The organism is Pseudomonas sp. Colony2 (genome assembly GCF_019382755.1).
In the GTDB taxonomy this organism is placed as follows: domain Bacteria; phylum Pseudomonadota; class Gammaproteobacteria; order Pseudomonadales; family Pseudomonadaceae; genus Aquipseudomonas.
In genome coordinates this window covers 6101821-6124519 of sequence record NZ_CP080030.1, presented here as the reverse complement: position 1 = coordinate 6124519, position 22699 = coordinate 6101821, and the positions used below count along the sequence as shown (strand labels likewise).

At 61.7% G+C, this 22699-nt stretch carries 21 protein-coding genes; 14 read left to right on the top strand and 7 right to left on the bottom strand.

Features of this window, described 5'->3' with window-relative positions:
* Positions 1-49 precede the first annotated feature (49 nt).
* Complete coding sequence (locus JV201_RS24865; protein WP_102604562.1) at positions 50-991, top strand: AEC family transporter; 942 nt, start codon at positions 50-52, stop codon at positions 989-991.
* On the opposite strand, the gene JV201_RS24860 is transcribed toward JV201_RS24865, so the two are convergent.
* The 6 genes from JV201_RS24860 to gatC all read right to left on the bottom strand — a co-directional run bounded on the left by JV201_RS24860 (position 988) and on the right by gatC (position 6247).
* Positions 988-1368, bottom strand: coding sequence for a carboxymuconolactone decarboxylase family protein (locus tag JV201_RS24860; protein ID WP_063027132.1), 381 nt, complete (start codon positions 1366-1368; stop codon positions 988-990). The two genes, JV201_RS24865 and JV201_RS24860, sit on opposite strands and share 4 nt — an antisense overlap.
* Positions 1365-2411: a calcium/sodium antiporter gene (locus JV201_RS24855; RefSeq protein WP_032899620.1), complete on the bottom strand. Its 1047-nt coding sequence runs from the start codon at positions 2409-2411 to the stop codon at positions 1365-1367. The genes JV201_RS24860 and JV201_RS24855 overlap by 4 nt, the downstream gene beginning before the upstream one ends.
* 59 nt (positions 2412-2470) lie before the next feature.
* On the bottom strand, positions 2471-2842 hold the full coding sequence (locus JV201_RS24850; RefSeq protein ID WP_003216071.1) for a septal ring lytic transglycosylase RlpA family protein: 372 nt from the start codon (positions 2840-2842) through the stop codon (positions 2471-2473).
* A gap of 193 nt (positions 2843-3035) precedes the next feature.
* Positions 3036-4481 carry an Asp-tRNA(Asn)/Glu-tRNA(Gln) amidotransferase subunit GatB gene (gene gatB, locus JV201_RS24845; protein ID WP_003216073.1) on the bottom strand — a complete coding sequence of 482 codons (1446 nt, stop codon included), beginning with the start codon at positions 4479-4481 and terminating at the stop codon, positions 3036-3038.
* A 10-nt stretch (positions 4482-4491) separates the two neighbouring features.
* Positions 4492-5943 (bottom strand): Asp-tRNA(Asn)/Glu-tRNA(Gln) amidotransferase subunit GatA, encoded by a 1452-nt coding sequence (gene gatA, locus JV201_RS24840; protein WP_008437245.1) that lies wholly within the window; start codon positions 5941-5943, stop codon positions 4492-4494.
* Positions 5944-5959: 16 nt separating this feature from the next.
* Positions 5960-6247, bottom strand: coding sequence for an Asp-tRNA(Asn)/Glu-tRNA(Gln) amidotransferase subunit GatC (gatC, locus tag JV201_RS24835; protein WP_003216077.1), 288 nt, complete (start codon positions 6245-6247; stop codon positions 5960-5962).
* A gap of 210 nt (positions 6248-6457) precedes the next feature.
* Here gatC and mreB point away from each other — a divergent pair, with 210 nt between their 5' ends.
* The 8 genes from mreB to tldD all read left to right on the top strand — a co-directional run bounded on the left by mreB (position 6458) and on the right by tldD (position 17656).
* On the top strand, positions 6458-7495 hold the full coding sequence (mreB, locus tag JV201_RS24830; protein ID WP_002555108.1) for a rod shape-determining protein MreB: 1038 nt from the start codon (positions 6458-6460) through the stop codon (positions 7493-7495).
* Between the two features lie 140 nt (positions 7496-7635).
* Positions 7636-8745 (top strand): rod shape-determining protein MreC, encoded by a 1110-nt coding sequence (gene mreC, locus JV201_RS24825; protein WP_080673268.1) that lies wholly within the window; start codon positions 7636-7638, stop codon positions 8743-8745.
* On the top strand, positions 8745-9233 hold the full coding sequence (gene mreD, locus JV201_RS24820; protein WP_003216081.1) for a rod shape-determining protein MreD: 489 nt from the start codon (positions 8745-8747) through the stop codon (positions 9231-9233). Before mreC ends, mreD begins: the two co-directional genes overlap by 1 nt.
* A 50-nt stretch (positions 9234-9283) precedes the next feature.
* Positions 9284-9880, top strand: a complete 597-nt coding sequence (locus JV201_RS24815) for a nucleoside triphosphate pyrophosphatase (RefSeq protein WP_003216083.1) — start codon at positions 9284-9286, stop codon at positions 9878-9880.
* Between the two features lie 70 nt (positions 9881-9950).
* Complete coding sequence (gene rng, locus JV201_RS24810; RefSeq protein ID WP_003216085.1) at positions 9951-11408, top strand: ribonuclease G; 1458 nt, start codon at positions 9951-9953, stop codon at positions 11406-11408.
* A gap of 76 nt (positions 11409-11484) precedes the next feature.
* On the top strand, positions 11485-15300 hold the full coding sequence (locus JV201_RS24805) for a YhdP family protein (protein WP_177027800.1): 3816 nt from the start codon (positions 11485-11487) through the stop codon (positions 15298-15300).
* 48 nt (positions 15301-15348) lie between these two features.
* A complete protein-coding gene (locus tag JV201_RS24800; RefSeq protein ID WP_008437218.1) occupies positions 15349-16197 on the top strand; it encodes a carbon-nitrogen hydrolase family protein in 849 nt (282 codons plus the stop codon).
* A 16-nt stretch (positions 16198-16213) separates the two neighbouring features.
* On the top strand, positions 16214-17656 hold the full coding sequence (tldD, locus tag JV201_RS24795; RefSeq protein ID WP_219406150.1) for a metalloprotease TldD: 1443 nt from the start codon (positions 16214-16216) through the stop codon (positions 17654-17656).
* A 45-nt stretch (positions 17657-17701) separates the two neighbouring features.
* Here tldD and yjgA read toward each other — a convergent pair whose 3' ends face one another.
* Positions 17702-18223, bottom strand: coding sequence for a ribosome biogenesis factor YjgA (gene yjgA / locus JV201_RS24790; RefSeq protein ID WP_003216092.1), 522 nt, complete (start codon positions 18221-18223; stop codon positions 17702-17704).
* A 108-nt stretch (positions 18224-18331) separates the two neighbouring features.
* On the opposite strand from yjgA, the gene pmbA reads away from it, so the two are divergent.
* The 5 genes from pmbA (at position 18332) to JV201_RS24765 (ending at position 22676) form a co-directional block, all read left to right on the top strand.
* Positions 18332-19678 carry a metalloprotease PmbA gene (pmbA, locus tag JV201_RS24785; protein ID WP_003216094.1) on the top strand — a complete coding sequence of 449 codons (1347 nt, stop codon included), beginning with the start codon at positions 18332-18334 and terminating at the stop codon, positions 19676-19678.
* Between the two features lie 149 nt (positions 19679-19827).
* Positions 19828-20223, top strand: coding sequence for a FagA protein (locus tag JV201_RS24780; RefSeq protein WP_102369905.1), 396 nt, complete (start codon positions 19828-19830; stop codon positions 20221-20223).
* Complete coding sequence (locus tag JV201_RS24775; protein WP_177122446.1) at positions 20216-21592, top strand: aspartate ammonia-lyase; 1377 nt, start codon at positions 20216-20218, stop codon at positions 21590-21592. Before JV201_RS24780 ends, JV201_RS24775 begins: the two co-directional genes overlap by 8 nt.
* Before the next feature lie 27 nt (positions 21593-21619).
* Complete coding sequence (locus tag JV201_RS24770) at positions 21620-22063, top strand: hypothetical protein (protein ID WP_003216099.1); 444 nt, start codon at positions 21620-21622, stop codon at positions 22061-22063.
* Between the two features lies 1 nt (position 22064).
* A complete protein-coding gene (locus JV201_RS24765; RefSeq protein WP_177080096.1) occupies positions 22065-22676 on the top strand; it encodes a superoxide dismutase in 612 nt (203 codons plus the stop codon).
* The last annotated feature ends 23 nt before the right edge of the window (positions 22677-22699 follow it).

Below are 22699 nucleotides of genomic sequence, written 5' to 3'. Positions count from 1 at the left end.
TGGCTTATCATTAGCCACCTACCGACGCCCACCCAAGGTTCTCTCCGGCATGCTGGCAATCTTCCTACAAACCCTGAACATCACCGCGCCGGTGTTTGCCATGCTGTTCCTGGGCGTCCTGCTCAAGCGCATCAACTGGATCAACGACAACTTTATCCACATCGCTTCGGCCCTGGTGTTCAACGTCACTATGCCGGCGTTGCTGTTCCTCGGGATTCTCCATGCCGACCTGCATTCAGCCCTCAAGCCCGGCCTGCTGATCTACTTCGCCGTCGCCACGCTGGTGAGCTTCGCCCTGGCCTGGGGCTGGGCGATCTTTCGGTGCCCGCGGGAAGATCGCGGCATCTATGCCCAAGGCGCGTTTCGCGGTAACAACGGGGTGATCGGCCTGGCCCTGGCCGCCAGTATGTACGGCGACTACGGGATTTCCCTTGGCGCGGTGCTCGCGGCGCTGGTGATCCTGTTCTACAACACCCTGTCGACCATTGTGCTGGCGGTGTACAGCCCGGTGATCAAGTCCGACCCGTGGAGCATTTTCAAAAGCGTGCTGGCCAACCCGTTGATCATCAGCGTGATCGCGGCGGCGCCCTTCGCGTACTTCCAGATTGGCTTGCCTGGCTGGCTGGAATCCTCCGGGCAGTACCTGGCGGACATGACGTTGCCATTGGCGTTGATCTGTATCGGTGGCACGTTGTCGTTGGCGGCGCTGCGCAAAAGCGGCGATATGGCCCTGAGTGCCAGCTTGATGAAGATGGTCTGGCTGCCGGTGATCGCGACCCTGGGGGCGTGGCTGCTGGGGTTTCGCGGGCCGGAGTTGGGGATTCTGTTCCTGTACTTCGGCGCGCCCACGGCGGCGGCCAGTTTTGTCATGGCGCGGGCGGCGGAGGGCAATCATGAACTGGCGGCCGCGATTATCGTGATCACCACCCTGATGGCGGCGGTGACCACGAATATCGGGATTTTCGTGTTGCAGGCGGGTGGCTGGATCTAGGCGTCTTTCTGGTAGCTGTCGATCACTTCCTGCGCGGCGCGGAAGGCGTCAATCGCCGCCGGCACACCGGCATACACCGCACAATGCAGCAGCGCCTCGCGAATCTCCTCCACGGTGCAACCGTTGTTCAGCGCGCCGCGCACGTGGCCCTTGAGCTCTTGCGGGCACTTCAGCGCGGTGAGCGCGGCGAGGGTGATCAGGCTGCGGGTTTTCAGCGGCAAGCCTTCGCGGTTCCACACGCTGCCCCAGGCATGTTCGTTGACGAAATCCTGCAGCGGCTGGCTGAACTCGGTGGCATTGCCCAGCGCCCGATCGACAAACACATCACCCATCACCTGGCGGCGCACTTCAACGCCGGGCTTTTTCTGTTCGGTCATTGCGATTCCCTCTTGTGTTGGCGGCGCCAGGCTTGCAGCGAGGTGAACAACAGGAAAGCCACCAGCGCTGGCAGGACGTAATACAGCATCAGTTGTTCAAGCTTGTTGGCCAGCGGCATGCCGAAGGTGAACGACACCACGTGCAGCCCGTACACCAGGTACAGGCCCAGGAATACCAGGCCTTCGGCCCGGGTGACGCGGTAGCCCGAATAAAACACCGGCAGGCACAGGGCGACCACGCCGAGCATTACCGGCAGGTCGAAATCCAGGGCATTGGGCGACACCGACAACGGCGAGGGCGCCACGAGGGCGGTAAAGCCCAGCACCCCAAGCAGGTTGAACAGGTTGCTGCCGATCACGTTGCCCACGGCAATTTCCCGCTGGCCGCGCAGGGCGGCGATCAGTGAGGTGGCCAGGCAGGGCAGGGAAGTGCCGACGCCAATCAGCGTCAGGCCGATGATGCGTTCCGACAGGCCCAGGTCAGAGGCCACGTCCACCGCCGCGCCCAGCAGCAGGTGCCCGGCCAGTACGAGGATCAACAGTCCACCGAGCATCAGCAGCACGCTGCTCAGCCACGGCGCCTGCACCACAGTGTCCCGGGTGCGCGGGCGGCGGGAGTGGCGGGTCTGGTAGAGCAGCACGCCGAGGTAGGCCACCAGGGCCACCAGCAGTAACAGGCCATCGATCGGCGTGAGTTCTTCATTGGCGGCTAGCACAAACACCAGCAGGCTGGCGATGATCATCATCGGGATATCCAGGCGTACCAGTTGCCGGGAGACCCGCAGCGGAATGATCAGGGCTGCCAGGCCAAGGGTCACGAGGGTGTTGAAGATGCTGCTGCCGATCACACTGCCCACGGCGATGTCGGTGTTGTCCGCCAGGGTCGCTTGCAAGCTGATCGCCATCTGCGGCGCGCTGCTGCCGAAGGCGACGATGCTCAGGCCGATGATCAGCGGGCGCACCTTGAGGCTGGCCGCCAGGCGCACGGCGGCGCGCACTAATACTTCTGCGCCGAAGATCAACAGCAGCAGGCCGCTGATCAGTTCGATCAGGCTAAAGGGCGAGAGGGCGGTTAATGCGGAAATGGCCTGGGCTCCGTCGGTCAGTTGCTGAGGGCTTGCACGCGAACGCGCGCGGTGCCGCTGCCGATCATACCGATCTGTTCGGCGGCCTTGCGTGAAAGGTCGATCAGGCGCCCACGGGTATGCGGGCCGCGATCATTGATGCGGACAACGACGCTTTTGTTGTTGTCGAGATTGGTGACCTTCACCTGCGTGCCGAAGGGCAGGCGACGATGGGCGGCGGTCAGGGCATTCTGGTTGAACGGTTCACCGCTGGCAGTGCGGTTGCCGTGGTGTTTGGCGCCGTAGTAGGACGCGGAGCCGGTTTCGTCATAGCCGTTGGGGTCGATGAGGCCGCTGGCGCAGCCGGCGAGCAGAGAGAACAGGGCCAACAGGCCGAGTAGACGCTTCATTTTCAAGGTTTCCCCCTTACAGATGTGGGAGCGGGCTTGGGTGGGAGCGGGCTTGCTCGCGAATGCAGTGTGTCAGGCAACGAATAGGCTGACTGATCCACCGCTTTCGCGAGCAAGCCCGCTCCCACACAAGCCCGCTCCCACAAGGGGTCAGAGTTGGACGTGAGGTCCTGCTCCGACCATTTCACCGCGTTTAGCCTTCGAGTTTGCTTTTCAGCAGTTCGTTGACCTGTTGCGGGTTGGCCTTGCCTTTGGAGGCTTTCATCGCCTGGCCGACAAAGAAGCCGAACATCTTGCCCCGCTTGGCTTCATCCGCCGCACGGTACTGCTCAACCTGCTCGGCATTGGCTGCCAGCATCTCGTCGAGCACGGCCGAAATCGCGCCGCTGTCGGTGACTTGCTTCAGGCCGCGCTTTTCGATGATCTCGTCAGCGTTGCCTTCGCCGGCGGCCATGGCTTCAAACACGGTCTTGGCGATTTTGCCGGAGATGGTGTTGTCCTTGATCCGCAGCAACATGCCGCCCAACTGTTCTGCCGACACCGGTGCTTCGTCGATTTCCAGGCCCTGTTTGTTCAACAGGCTGCCCAGCTCAACCATCACCCAGTTGGCCGCCAGTTTGGCGTCGCCGGCAATGCTCACGACTTTTTCGAAGTAGTTGGCTTGCTCGCGGCTCGACGCCAGCACGCTTGCGTCATATACCGAAAGACCGAACTGCGCCTGGAAACGCTCGCGTTTCTGCGGTGGCAGTTCCGGCAGCGTGGCGCGCACGTCAGCCAGGAACGAGTCCTCGATGACCACCGGCAGCAGGTCCGGATCGGGGAAGTAACGGTAGTCGTTGGCTTCCTCCTTGCTGCGCATGGCGCGGGTTTCGTCTTTGTTCGGGTCGTACAGGCGGGTCTGCTGGATCACCTTGCCGCCGTCTTCGATCAGCTCGATCTGGCGACGTACTTCGGTGTTGATCGCCTTCTCGATGAAACGGAACGAGTTGACGTTCTTGATCTCGCAGCGGGTGCCGTATTCGGCCTGGCCCTTTGGCCGCACCGACACGTTGCAGTCGCAACGCAGGGAGCCTTCGGCCATGTTGCCGTCGCAGATCCCGAGGTAACGCACCAGCGCGTGGATCGTCTTGACGTAGGCCACGGCTTCCTTGGCGCTGCGCATGTCCGGCTCGGAAACGATTTCCAGCAGCGGGGTGCCGGCGCGGTTCAGGTCGATGCCGGTGGCGCCGTTGAATTCTTCATGCAGGCTCTTGCCGGCATCTTCTTCCAGGTGCGCACGGGTCACGCCGACACGTTTGATGGTGCCGTCTTCCAGCGGGATGTCCAGGTAGCCCTTGCCGACGATCGGCAATTCCATCTGGCTGATCTGGTAGCCCTTGGGCAGGTCCGGGTAGAAGTAGTTCTTGCGGGCGAACACGTTGTGCTGGCCGATCTCGGCATCGATGGCGAGGCCGAACATCACCGCCATGCGCACCGCTTCCTGGTTCAGCACCGGCAGCACGCCGGGCATGCCCAGGTCTACCAGGCTGGCCTGGGTGTTGGGTTCTGCGCCGAACGTGGTGGCGCTACCGGAGAAAATCTTCGATTGGGTGGCGAGCTGGGTATGAATCTCCAGCCCGATCACGACTTCCCATTGCATAGTGTTCTCCTCAGAAGCCGGTAGGGGTGCGAGTGTGCCAGTCAGTGTTCAACTGGTACTGGTGCGCCACATTGAGCAGGCGGCCTTCCTGGAAATACGGGGCGAGCAGTTGCACGCCCACCGGCAAGCCATCGACGAAACCTGCAGGCATGGACAAGCCCGGCAGACCGGCGAGGTTGGCGGTGATGGTGTACAGGTCTTCCAGGTACTCGGCGATCGGGTCGCCGGTCTTGGCGCCGATCTTCCAGGCCGGGTTCGGCGTGGTTGGGCCGAGGATCACGTCGACTTCATTAAAGGCAGCCATGAAGTCGTTCTTGATCAGGCGACGGATCTTTTGCGCCTTGAGGTAGTACGCGTCGTAGTAGCCGGCCGACAGGGCGTAGGCACCGACCATGATCCGGCGTTGTACTTCCGCGCCGAAACCTTCGCCACGGGAGCGCTTGTACAGGTCGGTGAGGTCTTTCGGGTTTTCGCAGCGGTAGCCGAAGCGCACGCCGTCGAACCGCGACAGGTTGGAGGACGCTTCTGCCGGGGCGATCACGTAGTAGGCCGGAATCGCGTGCTGGTTGTTCGGCAGGCTGATTTCCTTGATCACGGCGCCGAGCTTTTCCAGCTCCTTGACGCTGTTGTGCACCAGTTCGGCGATGCGTGGGTCGAGGCCGGCGCTGAAATACTCTTTCGGCACGCCGATGCGCAGGCCTTTGATCGAGGTATTCAGGCTGGCGCTGTAGTCCGGCACGGGTTCATCAATGCTGGTGGAGTCCTGCGGATCGAAGCCTGCCATGCCTTGTAACAAAATTGCGCAGTCTTCAGCGGTGCGTGCCAGGGGGCCGCCCTGGTCGAGACTGGAGGCGTAGGCAATCATGCCCCAGCGGGAAACGCGACCGTAGGTCGGTTTCAGACCGGTGAGGTTGGTGAAAGCGGCCGGTTGGCGGATCGAGCCGCCAGTGTCGGTGGCCGTGGCGGCAGGTAACAGACGAGCGGCAACCGCGGCCGCCGAACCACCGGACGAACCGCCGGGCACGTGCTCGAGGTTCCACGGGTTTTTCACCGCGCCGTAGTGGCTCGACTCGTTGGCCGAGCCCATGGCGAATTCGTCCATGTTGGTCTTGCCCAGGGTCACGGCCCCGGCAGCGGCCAGCTTGGCGACCACAGTGGCGTCGTAGGGCGCCTTGAAATTGTCGAGCATCTTCGAGCCGCAGCTGGTGCGAATGCCCTGGGTGCAGAACAGGTCCTTGTGGGCAATCGGCGCACCCAACAGGGCGCCGTTCTCACCGTTGGCGCGACGTGTGTCGGCGGCCTTGGCCTGGCTCAGGGCCAGCTCTTCGGTGATGCTGATGAAGCTGTTGACCTTAGGGTCCAGCTCGGCGATACGCGCCAGCAGGGTCGTGGTCAGCTCTTCGGAAGAAAACTTTTTGTCGGCGAGACCGCGGGCGATCTCGGCCAGAGTCAATTGATGCATTGCAGGCTCTTTCCCTTTAGTCGATGACTTTCGGAACCAGGTACAGGCCGTTTTCGACCGCTGGCGCGATGGACTGGTAAGCCTCGCGATTATTGCGCTCGGTCACGACGTCGGCGCGCAGGCGCTGGCTGGCTTCCAGCGGGTGAGCCAGGGGCTCGATGCCGTCGGTATTCACGGCTTGCATTTGGTCGACCAGCCCGAGAATGCTGTTCAGGGCTGCGGTGGTCTGTGGAAGATCGGCTTCATTGAGGCCCAGGCAGGCCAAATGAGCGATTTTTTCCACGTCGGAGCGTTCAAGCGCCATGGGATTCTCCAGTGGAAAACAGAACGGAAGCTATCCGTGTGTTAGATTGTAGGAACACTACCGCATTTCTACGGTCATATGGCCGCGATTGTGGGGGTTGGTGCACAGAAAGTCGGCCAATTTAGCACATTGGCGCCTTGCCCAAAATCCCTGTCGTTGTTAGAGTTTGCCGCACTTTTTTACCCACGCGTTGCCTAGGGTCCCTTTCCCATGTTCAAGAAACTGCGTGGCATGTTTTCCAGCGATCTTTCCATCGACCTGGGCACTGCCAACACCCTTATTTACGTGCGCGAGCGCGGTATCGTCCTGAATGAGCCATCGGTTGTGGCCATTCGGACCCATGGTAATCAGAAAAGTGTCGTTGCCGTTGGCACCGAGGCCAAGCGCATGTTGGGCCGAACACCGGGCAACATTGCTGCCATTCGTCCGATGAAGGATGGCGTGATTGCTGACTTCAGTGTCTGCGAAAAGATGCTGCAGTACTTCATCAACAAGGTTCACGAAAACAGTTTCCTGCAGCCCAGCCCTCGTGTGCTGATCTGCGTTCCGTGCAAATCCACCCAGGTGGAACGTCGTGCCATCCGTGAGTCGGCCCTTGGCGCCGGTGCCCGTGAAGTGTTCCTGATTGAAGAGCCAATGGCCGCTGCGATCGGTGCCGGCCTGCCGGTTGAAGAAGCGCGCGGTTCGATGGTGGTGGATATCGGTGGTGGTACCACTGAAATCGCCCTGATCTCCCTCAATGGTGTGGTGTATGCCGAATCCGTACGGGTTGGCGGCGACCGCTTCGACGAAGCGATCATCACCTACGTGCGTCGCAACTACGGCAGCCTGATCGGCGAATCCACCGCCGAGCGCATCAAGCAGGAAATCGGTACTGCTTACCCGGGCGGCGAAGTTCGCGAAGTCGATGTTCGCGGTCGCAACCTGGCCGAAGGCGTTCCACGTGCCTTCACCCTGAACTCCAATGAAGTGCTGGAAGCTCTGCAAGAGTCCCTGGCCACCATCGTTCAGGCGGTGAAGAGCGCCCTGGAGCAATCGCCTCCGGAACTGGCTTCCGATATCGCCGAGCGTGGCCTGGTACTGACCGGTGGTGGCGCCTTGCTGCGCGATCTCGACAAGTTGCTGGCCCAGGAAACCGGTTTGCCAGTGATCGTCGCTGAAGACCCGTTGACCTGCGTCGCCCGTGGCGGTGGCCGTGCACTGGAAATGATGGATAAACACACCATGGACCTGCTCTCCAGCGAATAAGAATTTGCTGGTTTGCCCATGTTTCGCTCACAGGCAGCACTTTGCAGTGCTGCCTGTTGGCGTTTATCTTCTTCAATCTGCATCCAGGCCGGTTTGATGCCGTATGAATAAAGAAAACATTTGCCTGGGAGGAGCGGCTTATTAAACCGCTTTTTTCCAAAGGCCCCTCATTGGGCGTGCGCCTGTTGGTGCTGGTCGTGCTATCGGTTGCGCTGATGGTGGTCGATGCCCGCTTCACACTGCTCAAGCCAGTGCGTAGCCAGATGTCGCTGGTCCTGATGCAGACGTACTGGATCACTGACCTGCCGCAGCGTCTCTATCAGGGTGTCGCCAGTCAATTTGGCAGCCGCACCGAACTGGTGGCGGAGAACGAAAAACTCAAGACCGAAAACCTGCTGCTGCAGGGGCGCATGCAAAAGCTCGCGGCCCTCACCGAGCAGAACGTTCGGCTGCGCGAGTTGCTCAATTCCTCTGCGCTGGTCAATGAGAAGGTCGAAGTGGCCGAGTTGATCGGTATGGATCCGAACCCCTTCACCCATCGCATCATCATCAACAAGGGTGAGCGCGACGGCGTAGTCCTCGGCCAGCCGGTGCTCGATGCCCGTGGCTTGATGGGCCAGGTGGTGGAGTTGATGCCTTATACCTCTCGCGTGCTGTTGCTGACCGACACCACCCACAGCATCCCGGTGCAAGTCAACCGCAACGGCCTGCGGGCGATTGCCAGCGGTACCGGTAACCCGGAACGCCTGGAGTTGCGTCACGTCGCAGACACCGCCGACATCAAGGAAGGCGACCTGCTGGTCAGCTCCGGCCTGGGTCAGCGGTTCCCGGCAGGCTACCCGGTCGCGACGGTCAAGGAAGTGATCCACGATTCCGGCCAGCCGTTCGCCATTGTGCGTGCCGTGCCGACCGCCGCATTGAACCGCAGCCGTTACCTGTTGCTGGTGTTCAGTGACAACCGCACCCCGGAAGAGCGTGCCAACGAAGCCGCCCAGGCCCAGGAAGCGGAAGACAAGCAAAACGGCACCGCGCCGATCATTCCGGCCACCGTGCCAAAACCGGCGGCACCTGCTGCCCCGGCAGCCGCTCCGGCAACGCCAGCCGCGCCGGTTGCGACACCGGTCAAGCCTGTGGCCCATAGCGCGCGTCCGGCCAAGCCTGCGGCTGCAACACCTGCCGCTGCCAAACCGCCCGCCGCCGCCAAACCACCGGCCGCGGCCCCGGCAACCACTCGGCAGAGGGAAGAATAATGGCCGGTACTCATTCGCGTAACGGCTGGATCGTCTGGCTGACCTTTGCCATCGGCTTGCTGCTCAGCGTTTCGCCGCTGCCGCAATTCATGGAGATCCTGCGCCCGCTGTGGCTCGCCTTGCTGCTGGCGTTCTGGGCCCTGGCGCTGCCGCACAAGGTCGGGATGGTCACGGCCATGTGCCTGGGGCTGATGGAGGATGTGCTCTACGGCACCCTGCTCGGGCAGAACGCGTTGATCCTGACCCTGATTACCTTCCTGGTGCTGTCATTGCAGCAGCGCCTGCGGATGTTCCCGATGTGGCAACAGTGCCTGGTGATCCTGGTGATCTTCGGCCTGGCGCAGTTGGTACAGCTGTGGCTCAGCGCCTTGACCGGCAACCGCCAACCGACCCTGGCGCTGGTGTTGCCCGCGCTGGTCAGCGCGCTGTTGTGGCCCTGGGTCAGTTTTGGCCTGCGTGGATTGCGTCGTCGCTATAAAATCAATTGAATGGATCGCGAGGCTCTGCCTGGTTATCGAACCCTACAGGGAGAGTCTGCATGAATTCGCTTTATCTGGCCTCGGGCTCCCCGAGGCGGCGTGAGCTGCTGACACAGATCGGCGTGCCGTTCACCGTCGTCAGCGCCGCCATTGATGAAACTCCCCTTACAAATGAATCGCCCGCGTCCTACGTAGAACGCCTGGCGCGCGGCAAGGCTGCGGCCGGTCGAGCGACCTTGGCCGATGCCACCGGCGCCTGTGTGCTGGGCGCGGACACAGCCGTGATCCTCGACGGCCGGATCCTCGGTAAACCCGTGGATCAAGCCGACGCCCTGGCCATGTTGCTGGCCCTTTCCGAGCGTGAACACGAAGTCTTGACCGCCATTGCCCTGATTGACGGCCAGCGTTGCGAAACGCAGCTGGTCAGCAGTCGCGTGCGCTTTCGCAGGATTTCAGCGGACGAAGCCACCACTTATTGGCACAGCGGCGAGCCCCAGGACAAAGCGGGCGGCTATGCTATCCAAGGCTTGGCGGCGGTGTTCGTCGCCGGACTCAATGGCAGCTACTCTGCCGTCGTTGGCCTGCCGGTCTGCGAAACCGCAGAACTGCTGGGCCAATTCGGCATACCCTGTTGGCAAAACCTTACCGTGCGCTAAACGCCTTATTCCAGCGCCAAGCCTTAAGCGATCGGTCACTATTGTGAAAACGCCTGAACGAGACCCAGCCATGAGTGAAGAGATTCTGATCAATATCACGCCGATGGAATCGCGCGTGGCGGTGGTAGAGAACGGTGTTCTGCAAGAAGTGCACGTCGAGCGCACCCAAAAGCGCGGGATCGTCGGCAATATTTATAAAGGCAAGGTCGTGCGTGTGTTACCGGGGATGCAAGCGGCGTTCGTCGACATCGGCCTGGACCGCGCTGCGTTTATCCATGCTTCGGAAATCTCCCTGCGCGAAGGCCCGGCGGTCGAAAGCATCAGCGCCCTGGTGCACGAAGGGCAGAGCCTGGTGGTGCAAGTCACCAAGGATCCGATTGGCTCAAAGGGCGCACGCCTGACCACGCAACTGTCGATTCCTTCGCGCTACCTGGTGTACATGCCGCGCACGGCCCACGTCGGTATTTCCCTGAAAATCGAAGATGAAGCCGAGCGCGAGCGCCTGAAAAAGGTGGTCAGTGACTGCGTGGCGCTGGAAGGTATCAAGGAGGCCGGCGGCTTTATCCTGCGTACTGCCGCAGAAGGTGCCGGTGCCGATGAAATCCTCATGGACATCCGCTACCTGCGCCGCCTCTGGGACCAGATCGGCGCGCAGATCAAGACCATTGGCGCCCCCAGCGTGATCTACGAAGATCTCGGCCTGGCCCTGCGCACCTTGCGCGACCTGGTCAGCCCGAAGATCGAGAAAATTCGCATCGACTCGCGGGAAACCTTCCAGCGCACTACGCAATTTGTTGCCGAGCTGATGCCGGAAATCGCCGATCGCCTGGAGCATTACCCGGGCGAGCGGCCGATTTTCGACCTGTATGGCGTCGAAGACGAAATCCAGAAAGCCCTTGAGCGCAAAGTGCCGCTCAAGTCCGGCGGTTACCTGGTGGTGGACCCGGCGGAAGCCATGAGCACTATCGACGTGAATACCGGTGCCTTTGTGGGCCATCGCAATCTCGAAGAAACCATCTTCAAGACCAACCTCGAAGCGGCCACCGCGATCGCCCGCCAGCTGCGCCTGCGCAACCTGGGCGGGATCATCATCATCGACTTCATCGACATGGAAGACGAAGAGCACCAGCGCCAGGTGCTGCGTACCCTGGAGAAGCAACTGGAGCGCGATCACGCCAAGACCAACATCATCGGCATCACCGAGCTGGGCCTGGTGCAGATGACCCGCAAGCGCACCCGCGAAAGCCTGGAACAAGTGCTGTGCGAGCCGTGCAGCAGTTGCCAGGGGCGCGGTAAGTTGAAGACCCCGGAAACGGTTTGCTACGAGATTTTCCGGGAAATCTTACGGGAGGCACGCGCCTACCAGGCCGAGGGCTATAGAGTCCTGGCTAACCAGAAGGTGGTCGACCGTCTGCTGGATGAAGAATCCGGCAACGTAGCCGAGCTGGAGGGTTTTATCGGGCGCACCATTCGCTTCCAGGTCGAAACCATGTATTCCCAGGAACAATATGACGTGGTGCTGCTCTGATTCGCGTTAGTTCTTATCAACGAGACGGGCAGGCCTTGATCTGCCGTCCGACTATTGCCTTTGAGGGTCGCCTGACATGGAGCGTCTGATACGCTTTTTTGCCGCACTGACCCGCTGGGGCCTCGGCCTGTGCGCCTTGCTGCTGGTATTGGCGGCGGTGTACGTGAGCCTGGGCCGTGAATTGACGCCGTTGGTGGCGGAATACCGTGGCGAAATCGAGGCCAAGGCGCGTACTGCGCTGGATATGCCCGTGAACATCGGCAGCCTGGAAGGGCGCTGGAGTGGCTTCGCGCCGGTATTGTTGGCTCACGACGTGATGGTCGGCGAGGGCAGCAGCGCCCTGCGCCTGGACCAGGTGCAAGTGGTGCCGGATATCTGGGCCAGCCTGCTGGCGCGTGAAGTGCGCATTGCCCACCTGGAAGTCAGCGGCCTGCAAGTCAGCGTGAAGGAAGACCAGGACGGCCACTGGGCGCTGCAAGGCCTGCCGGTGCAGGATGACCAGCCGCTGGATCCCGAACAACTGCTGACGCGCATGCAAATGGTCGGGCAGGTTTCATTGCTCGACAGCCAGGTGACGCTGCAGCCGTTCGACCAGGCTCCGCTGACCTTGACCTATGTCGGCGTGAGCCTGCAGACCGGCGCCAACCGCCAGCGCCTGGACGCGCGCCTGACCCTGCCCGACGGCCAGCCCCTGGCGTTGAACCTGCGCACCCGAATCCGCGCCAGCCAGTGGAAAGACGGCGAAGCCGAGGCTTACCTGAGCTTGCCCCAGAGTGACTGGGCAAAATGGATCCCGGCAAAACTGACCCAGCAATGGAAACTTTCCGAACTCAAGGCTGGCGGCGAATTCTGGCTGACCTGGGCCAAGGGCACCGTGCAAAGCGCCGCCGTGCGCCTCAACGCCCCGCAGCTCAAGGGCAGCTATGCCGATCGCAAGCCGACTCATATTGAGAACCTGGCCCTCACTGCGTACCTGCAACGCAGTGACAGCGGCCTCAAGGTGCTGTTTGACTCGCTCGCAATGAACCTCGGCGACACTCGCTGGGAATCGCGCCTGCAACTGCAACAAACCCTGGCCACCGACAAGGCCCAGGAAGTCTGGAACCTGCAGGCCGATCGCCTCGACCTGACGCCGATCACGCCATTGCTGCACGCCTTGGCACCCTTGCCGGAAGCCGTGGCCACCACCCTGGATCATCTGAAGGCCACTGGCACGCTGCGGAACGTGTTGCTGGATTATCGGCCTCAAGACACCACCGACCAGCGCGTGAGCTTCGCGGCCAACCTCGACCGTATTGGTTTCGACGCTTACTTCGGCGCGCCGGCCGCCCGCAATGTCAGCGGCAGCATCAGCGGTGACCTGGGCAAGGGTGAGCTGCGCATGGACAGCAAGGATTTCTCCTTGCACCTGTTTCCGATCTTCGCCAAGCCCTGGCAGTACATCCAGGCCAACGCCCGCCTGACGTGGAAGCTCGACAAGGAAGGCTTCACCCTGATCGCGCCGTATATCAAGGTGCTGGGCGAGGAGGGCAAGGTCGCCGCCGACTTCCTGATTCGCCTGCATTTCGACCATAGCCAGGAAGACTACATGGACCTGCGGGTCGGTATGGTCGACGGCGATGGGCGCTTCACCCCCAAATACCTGCCGGCGGTGTTGAGCCCGGCACTCGATGAGTGGCTGCGCACTGCGATTCTCAAGGGTGCAGTGGACGAGGGCTTCTTCCAGTACCAAGGCTCGCTGAACCACGACGCACTGCCTGCCTCGCGCAATATCAGCCTGTTCTTCAAGGTGCATGATGCCGAGCTGGCATTCCAGCCGGGCTGGCCGCACGTGAGCAAGGTCAAGGGTGAAGTGTTTGTCGAGGAAAGCGGCGTGCGCATCCTGGCCAGCAAGGGCCAGCTGCTCGACACCAAGGTCAATGATATCTACGTCAACATTCCCCACGCCCCCGAAGGCAAGGACAGCCACCTGCTGCTCACCGGCAACTTTGCCGGTGGCCTGGGCGATGGCCTGAAAATCCTTCAGGAAGCGCCGATCGGCACCGCCTCGACCTTCGCCGGCTGGAAAGGCGAGGGCGACCTGCAAGGCAAGCTGGACCTGGATATTCCCTTGGCCAAGGGCGCCGATCCCAAGATCGTGGTGGATTTCAAGACCGACAAGTCCCGCCTGCAACTGGCCGAGCCTACGCTGGACCTGAGCCAGCTCAAGGGTGATTTCCGCTTCGACAGCGCCAAGGGCCTGAGTGGCCAGAACATCAGCGCCCAGGCCTTCGACCGACCGATCACCGCGCAGATTTTCGCCGATGGCAAGCCAGGCGACCTCAACACCCGCGTCACCGCGAAAGGGCAGGTGACCGTCAAGCGGCTGACTGACTGGCTGAAGGTCAGCCAGCCGTTGCCGGTGTCCGGCGATATCCCCTACCAATTGCAGCTCAACCTCGATGGCGCCGACAGCCAGTTGATGGTCAGCTCCAACCTCAAGGGCGTGGCCGTGGACCTGCCGGCGCCGTTCGGTATGCCGGCGAGCCAGGGCCGCGACAGTGTGTTCCGCATGACCTTGCAGGGTAAGGAGCGCCGTTACTGGTTCGATTATGGCGAGTTGGGCAGCTTCACCTTCGCCGCCCCGGCGGACAATTTCGCCGACGGCCGGGGTGAGCTGTTCCTGGGAGATGGCGATGCGGTGTTGCCGGCCGGCAAGGGCTTGCGAATCCGCGGCGTGTTGTCGGAGCTGGATATCGACCCCTGGAAAAAGCTCGTGGACCGCTACGCCGGCAACGACCCGGGTGGCAGTGCCAAGCAGTTGTTGAGCGGGGCCGATTTCAAGGTCGGCAAGCTGACCGGTTTCGGCACCCAGTTCGACCAGGTCAGCTTGCAGCTGGACCGCAAACCCGCTGCCTGGGGCTTGCAGTTCGACAGCCAGCAGGCCAAGGGTACCGTGGGGTTGCCGGACGCCAAGGGCGCGCCGATTGCAGTCAACCTGCAATACGTGAAGCTGCCTGCGGTGGATCCGACCGTGCAGGCGGATGAAAATGCGCCGGACCCATTGGCTGATGTTGATCCCAAGGATATTCCCGCGCTGGATATCTCGATTGCCCAGTTGTTCCAGGGCCCGGACCTGGTAGGTGCCTGGTCTCTGAAAGTTCGCCCGACCACCAGGGGCATGGCGTTCAACAGCCTGAACCTGGGGCTCAAGGGCATGGTGCTCCAGGGCGCCGGCGGTTGGGAAGGTGCACCCGGTGCCAGCAGCAGTTGGTACAAGGGCCGCCTCGATGGCAAGAACATTGGCGACGTGCTCAAGGGCTGGGGATTTGCGCCGAGCGTGACCAGCGAAGATTTTCACGTGGACGTGGACGGCCGCTGGCCGGGTTCGCCGGCCTGGGTAGGTCCCAAGCGTTTCTCCGGCAGCCTGGACGCCAGTTTCCGCAAAGGCCAGTTTGTTGAAGTGGACGGCGGTGCGCAGGCCCTGCGGGTGTTTGGCTTGCTGAACTTCAACTCCATCGGTCGCCGGCTGCGCCTGGACTTCTCGGACTTGCTTGGCAAGGGCTTGAGTTATGACCGGGTCAAGGGCTTGCTGGCCGCCAGTAACGGCGTGTTTGTAACCCGTGAGCCGATCACCATGACGGGCCCGTCGAGTAATCTGGAGATCAACGGCACCCTGGACCTGGTGGCTGATCGCGTCGATGCCAAGTTGCTGGTGACGCTGCCGGTCACCAACAACCTGCCGATTGCTGCATTGATCGTCGGCGCGCCGGCCATTGGCGGGGCGCTGTTCCTGATCGACAAGCTGATTGGCGACCGTGTTTCGCGTTTCGCCAGCGTGCAGTACAAGGTAGAAGGCCCGTGGAAGGACCCGAAAATCACCTTCGACAAGCCATTTGAAAAGCCAAACTGAGTACCTGTGGAGTAGCATGGCCGCATGCCTTTTCTGGAGTGTGGGCCCATGTCCTTTGCGGTAATTCAAATGGTCAGCCAAAGCGATGTGCTGGCCAATCTGGCTCAGGCCCGGCGCCTGCTTGAGCAAGCGGCGGCGGGCGGTGCAAGGCTTGCGGTACTCCCGGAAAACTTCGCCGCCATGGGCCGTCGCGATGTGGCCGATATCGGTCGCGCCGAGGCCTTGGGCGAAGGTCCGATCCTGCCATGGTTGAAACAGACCGCTCGCGACCTCACCTTATGGATAGTGGCCGGCACTTTGCCGCTGCCCCCAAAGGATCAGCCGAACGCCAAGTCCAATGCCTGCTCGCTGCTGATCGATGATCAGGGCGAAATCGTTGCCCGCTACGACAAGCTGCACCTGTTCGATGTCGATGTGGCCGATGCCCGGGGTCGTTATCGTGAATCCGATGACTATGCTCATGGTAGCCAGGTGGTCGTGGCGGATACGCCGGTCGGCCGCCTGGGGCTGACGGTGTGTTACGACTTGCGCTTCCCGGAGCTATACAGCGAATTGCGCGCTGCGGGTGCCGAGTTGATCACCGCGCCCTCGGCCTTTACAGCGGTAACCGGCGCCGCGCACTGGGATGTGCTGATCCGTGCGCGTGCCATCGAGACCCAGTGCTACCTGCTGGCGGCCGCCCAGGGTGGCGTGCATCCGGGGCCCAGGGAAACCTTCGGGCATGCAGCGATCATCGACCCATGGGGGCGCGTGCTGGCACAACAGGATCAAGGCGAGGCGGTGTTGTTGGCCGAACGCGATAGCAGCGAACAGGCGTCGATACGGACGCGCATGCCGGTGGCGGGCCACCGGCGCTTTTTCTCGCAGGGCGCACAGCGACCTGCTTCAGAACGATGAATTTAAGGCCAAACCTATGAGCGAGTTGTTGTCCTCAGTCAGTGAACACCTCCTGGCGCCTGGTGGCGTGACCATCGAAAGCTTGCAAACGGTCCTCGGCGATCTGGCCGGGCCAGGCATCGACGCGGCCGACCTGTATTTCCAGGGGCAGATTTCCGAGTCCTGGGCCCTGGAAGACGGGATCGTCAAGGAAGGCAGCTTCAACCTCGACCAAGGCGTGGGTGTGCGTGCGCAGTCCGGTGAAAAAACCGGCTTTGCCTACAGCAACGCCATCACCCTGGAAGCCCTGGGGCTGGCGGCTCGTGCAGCGCGTTCGATCTCCCGTGCCGGGCAAAACGGCACGGTGCAGGCGTTCAGCACCCAGGACGTGGCCCAGCTGTATGCCCCGGATAACCCATTGGAAGTGATCAGCCGCGCCGAAAAGGTCGAGCTGCTCAAGCGTGTGGACGCGGCGACCCGCGCCCTGGATCCGCGTATCCAGCAAGTCACCGTAAGCATGGCCGGGGTGTGGGAACGCATCCTCGTGGCCTCCACCGATGGCGGCCTGGCGGCGGATGTGCGGCCGCTGGTGCGCTTCAATGTCAGCGTGATCGTTGAACAGAATGGCCGTCGCGAGCGCGGTGGCCATGGCGGCGGTGGGCGTACCGACTACCGTTATTTCCTCACCGAAGACCGCGCCATGGGGTATGCCCGTGAAGCGTTGCGCCAGGCCCTGGTCAATCTGGAAGCAATTCCGGCCCCGGCGGGTACGTTGCCGGTGGTATTGGGCTCTGGCTGGTCCGGCGTGCTGCTGCATGAAGCGGTGGGCCACGGCCTGGAAGGTGATTTCAACCGCAAGGGCAGTTCCGCCTACAGCGGGCGCATGGGCGAGATGGTTGCGTCCAGGCTCTGCACCATCGTCGATGACGGTACCCTGGCCGGGCGTCGCGGTTCGTTGAGCGTCGATGACGAAGGCACCCCGACCGAGTGCACCACACTGATCGAAAACGGTGTGCTCAAGGGCTACATGCAAGACAAGCTCAACGCGCGCCTGATGGGCGTGGCCCGCACCGGTAACGGTCGTCGCGAGTCCTACGCGCACCTGCCGATGCCGCGCATGACCAACACCTACATGCTCGGCGGCAAAAGCGATCCGGCCGAAATCATCGCCTCGGTGAAACGCGGCATCTACTGCGCCAACCTCGGTGGTGGGCAGGTGGACATCACCAGCGGCAAGTTCGTGTTCTCCACCAGCGAGGCGTATTTGATCGAAGACGGCAAGATCACCGCGCCGGTCAAGGGTGCAACGTTGATTGGCAACGGCCCGGAAGCCATGAGCAAGGTGTCGATGGTCGGTAACGACCTGTCGCTGGACAGCGGTGTGGGGACGTGCGGCAAGGATGGTCAGTCGGTGCCGGTGGGTGTCGGCCAGCCAACCTTGAAAATCGATGCGATCACCGTGGGGGGCACGGGGTCGTAAGAACGGGAGCTTCGGGTGGCGAAGGCCGCCACCCGGGGAAGAGGGTCAGCGCAGGCCGCGTTGACTATCGTCCAGCTCACGGATGTATTTGAAGATTTTTCGGCTGGAGGCCGGTGGCTTGCTTTGCGCCAGTTCGTGCTGGGCCTGACGGATCAGGGAGCGCAATTGTTGGCGATCGGCATCCGGGTACTCGATGACGAACTTCTCCAGTACCGCGTCATCGCCAGCGATCAGGCGATCACGCCAGCGTTCCAGGTTATGGAAGCGCTCGTTGTACTGGCGAGTGGAGGCATCGAGTTGATCGAGCAACGTCAGAATGGCGTCAGTGTCCTGGTCGCGCATCAGTTTGCCGATGAACATGAGGTGCCGTTTACGCGCGATATTCGCGGTGTGCTTGGGCGCATCGTTCAGAGCCCGGCGCAGGGCGTCGGTCAATGGCAGTTTTGCACACAAGTCAGGCTTGAGTGTTGTAAGGCGCTCGCCGAGGTCAACCAGAGCATGCAGCTCGCGTTTGACCTGAGATTTGCTTTTCTCCCCATCGAGGGAGTCGTCGTAAGAATCAACCATGGTGGCAGTCCGCAAAGAAACGCCGCCATGATAACCAGTCGGGGGCCGCTTGTCCGGCCCGGTCGCTAGAAGGCCTTAACCGAAAGCAGAATTTGAGTGGAGAAAACCATGAGTGCAGCCCAAAGCGTCGGTCCGCAAGCGTTACCGGCACTGCAGGAACAAGTCGAGCAGATCATTGCCGAGGCCAAGCGCCAGGGGGCCAGTGCCTGTGAAGTGGCGGTGTCCCTGGAGCAGGGGTTGTCGACTTCGGTGCGCCAGCGGGAAGTGGAAACCGTCGAATTCAACCGCGACCAGGGGTTTGGCATCACCTTGTACGTGGGCCAGCGCAAGGGCTCGGCCAGCACTTCTGCCAGCGGCCCGGAAGCGATTCGCGAAACCGTTGCAGCAGCACTGGCGATTGCCAAGCACACCTCCGAAGATGAAAGCTCCGGCCTGGCTGATGCAGCCCTGATGGCTCGGGACTTGAAGGATTTTGACCTGTTCCATGCCTGGGACATCACCCCGGAACAGGCTATTGAACAGGCTTTGACCTGTGAAGCGGCGGCATTCGATGCCGACAGCCGGATCAAGAACGCCGATGGCACCACCTTGAGTACTCATCAGGGTTGCCGCGTATACGGCAACAGCCACGGTTTTATCGGCGGTTATGCCTCGACGCGTCACAGCCTGAGTTGCGTGATGATCGCCGAAGCCAACGGCCAGATGCAGCGTGATTACTGGTACGACGTGAACCGCCAGGGCGAATTGCTGATGGACCCGGTACTCATCGGCCAGCGTGCCGCGCAGCGTGCTGCCAGCCGCCTGGGCGCGCGCCCGGTGCCGACCTGTGAAGTGCCGGTGTTGTTCTCGGCGGAACTGGCCGGTGGTTTGTTCGGTAGTTTCCTTGGGGCGATTTCCGGTGGCAACCTGTACCGCAAGTCGTCGTTCCTGGAAGGCGCGATTGGCCAGAAGCTGTTCCCGGAATGGCTGACCATCGATGAGCGCCCGCACCTGATGCGCGCCATGGGCAGTTCGTCGTTTGACGGTGATGGCCTGGCCACCTATGCCAAGCCATTCGTCGAGAACGGTGAGCTGGTGTCCTATGTGCTGGGCACCTACGCCGGTCGCAAACTCGGCCTGCCAAGCACCGCCAACTCCGGTGGCGTACACAACCTGTTCATCACCCATGGCGATGAAGACCAGGCGGCGCTGTTGCGGCGCATGGGCCGTGGCTTGCTGGTCACCGAGTTGATGGGCCATGGCCTGAATATGGTCACGGGTGATTACTCCCGTGGTGCGGCGGGTTTCTGGGTGGAAAACGGCGAAATCCAGTTCGCCGTGCAGGAAGTGACCATCGCGGGCAACATGCGTGACATGTTCAAGCAGATTGTCGCGGTGGGTAATGACCTGGAACTGCGCAGCAACATCCGCACCGGTTCGGTGTTGATCGAAAAGATGACCGTCGCCGGCAGCTAATCCGCCGACAGACGCCATAAAGAAGGCGCGCCACCCATTGGGTGGCGCGCCTTTTTTTGTGCCTGGAATTCCGAGTGATTCCCTCAGGCTCTTGTTTTGATTCTCAATATCATTTAATAATAAATATCATTACCGAATGAGTGTGGATCATGAGTTCTGTCCTGCATGAGGATCCCTACCTGGAAAGCTGGCGTTGGATGAGTCGTCAGATTCGTTGCGGCCTTGCTCCCGACGAGCCCCGCCTGATCGAACATTACCTGGCCGAAGGCCGGTACCTCGCCTGTTGCACTGCGACCCACCCGTGGACCATCGGCGAAACCTCATTCCGCCTGCTGCTGGACACCGCCTCCGACATCGCCTTGCCCTGGCACTGGCGGTCCATGTGCCTGGACCAGGCCTGGCGCCCGTTGCGCGACCTGGAAAAACTTTCCCACTGTGCCTGCCGCCTCAAGCGCTGGCAGACCTTTGCCTGGCAATTGGCGACCTGCGAATTGCTGCCTTCCATTTCTGTTTCTGACCTGGTGCAAGGATCTTCCGATGAGTAACACCCGTATCGAACGCGACAGCATGGGCGAACTGCAAGTGCCCGCCGAGGCCCTGTATGGCGCACAAACCCAGCGTGCGGTGAACAACTTTCCCATCAGCCACCAGCGCATGCCGGCGCAGTTCATTCGTGCGTTGATCCTGGCCAAGGCTGCCGCCGCTAAAGCCAACGTCGAGCTGAAACAACTGAGCGAAGCCCAGGGCAAGGCCATCGTTGATGCCGCCCAAGGCTTGCTGGAAGGCGATTTCATGCAGCATTTTCCGGTGGATATCTTCCAGACCGGTTCCGGCACCAGCTCCAACATGAACGCCAACGAAGTGATTGCGACCCTCGCCAGCCGCTTGCTGGGCGAGCCGGTCAACCCTAACGATCACGTCAACTGCGGCCAGAGCAGCAATGACATCATCCCCACCACCATTCACGTCAGCGCGGCACTGGTGCTGCACGAACAGACCCTGCCGGCGCTGCTGCACCTGGTCCAGGTGATCGAGCACAAGGCCGAGGAGGTGCACCGTTTCGTCAAGACCGGTCGGACGCATCTGATGGACGCCATGCCGGTGCGCATGAGCCAGGTGCTCAATGGCTGGGCGCAGCAGCTCAAGGCCAATATCGGTCATCTGCAAGACCTGCTGCCGAGTTTGCAGGCGCTGGCCCAGGGTGGCACTGCAGTCGGCACCGGGATCAATGCGCATCCGGAGTTTGCAGCGCGTTTCAGCCAGCAACTGAGCAGCCTGACCCACGTCCAGTTCACCCCAGGCAAGAACCTGTTCGCGCTGATCGGCTCCCAGGACACGGCCGTCGCGGTCTCCGGGCAGCTCAAGACCACCGCCGTGTCCCTGATGAAAATCGCCAACGACCTGCGCTGGATGAACTCCGGCCCATTGGCGGGCCTTGGTGAAATCGAGCTGGAAGGCCTGCAGCCGGGCTCTTCGATCATGCCCGGCAAGGTCAACCCGGTGATCCCGGAAGCCACCGCCATGGTTGCCGCACAAGTCATCGGCAACGACACGGTGATTACCATCGCCGGCCAGTCCGGCAACTTCGAACTCAACGTGATGCTGCCGATCATTGCCCAGAACCTGCTCGGCAGCCTGGAGTTGCTGGCCAACTCCAGCCGACTGCTGGCCGACAAGGCCATCGCCAGCTTCAAGGTCAACGAAGCCAAGCTCAAGGAAGCGCTGTCGCGCAATCCGATCCTGGTGACCGCACTGAACCCGATCATCGGTTACCAAAAGGCCGCCGAAATCGCCAAGAGGGCCTATCAACAAGGCCGTCCGGTGATTGATGTGGCGCTTGAACATACCGACTTGCCCCGCAGCCAACTGGAAATCCTGCTGGATCCGGAAAAGCTCACGGCCGGCGGCGTGTAATCACCGACCCTGCTTTGGAGGCTCACCATGGAGCACTGGAAACGCACGATCGAACGGGCCAATCGCTGCTTTATGGCGGGCGAGCTGGTAGATGCCCGCGAGGCCTACCTGCAAGCCCTGGCCCTGGCTCAAGTGTTGTTTGAGCGCTGGGCGGATGCCGACGAAGCGGTGGCGGCTTGCGTCATTTCCCATCACAACCTGGCCGACCTGCACTTGCGCCTGAACCAGCCGGAAGAAAGCGCGGAATACCTCTGCGCCATTCACCAGCGCCTGTTGCAGACCATGCAAGACACCCGTCTTAACCCGCTATTGCGGGAAGCGGCCCTGCGTCAGAGCAGCAAGACCTACGTCGAACTGCTGAATTTCATCAGCGATCACGGTGAGTACCCACGTACCCACCGCCTGCTGGGCAGCAACGTGGCGCCATCGGATGCGTCGACCCGCAACAGCCCTTTTTATGGAGCTCATTGATATGTCCTACACCTTGCCGGCCTTGCCTTACGCCTACGATGCCCTTGAACCGCATATCGACGCGCAAACCATGGAGATCCACTACACCAAGCACCACCAGACCTACATCAACAACCTCAACGCAGCCGTCGAAGGCACCGAGTTTGCCGCTTGGCCGGTGGAGAAACTGGTGTCCAGCGTCCAGCAACTGCCGGAAAAGCTGCGGGCGGCGGTGATCAACCAGGGCGGCGGCCACGCCAACCACTCATTGTTCTGGGCTGTCATGTCGCCCAAGGGCGGCGGCAAGCCAGGCGGCGCGCTGGGTAACGCCATCGACGAGCAGTTGGGCGGTTTCGACGCCTTCAAAGAGGCCTTCACCAAAGCTGCCTTGACCCGTTTCGGCAGCGGCTGGGCGTGGTTGAGCGTGACGCCGCAAAAGACCCTGGTGGTGGAAAGCAGCGGCAACCAGGACAGCCCGTTGATGAACGGCAATACGCCAATCCTCGGTCTGGACGTCTGGGAACACGCTTATTACCTGCTGTACCAGAACCGTCGTCCGGAATACATCAATGCGTTCTACAGCGTCATCAACTGGCCGGAAGTTGCCGGCCGCTACCAGGCTGCGCTGGGCTGAAACTCCTCTATAACAAGATCTAA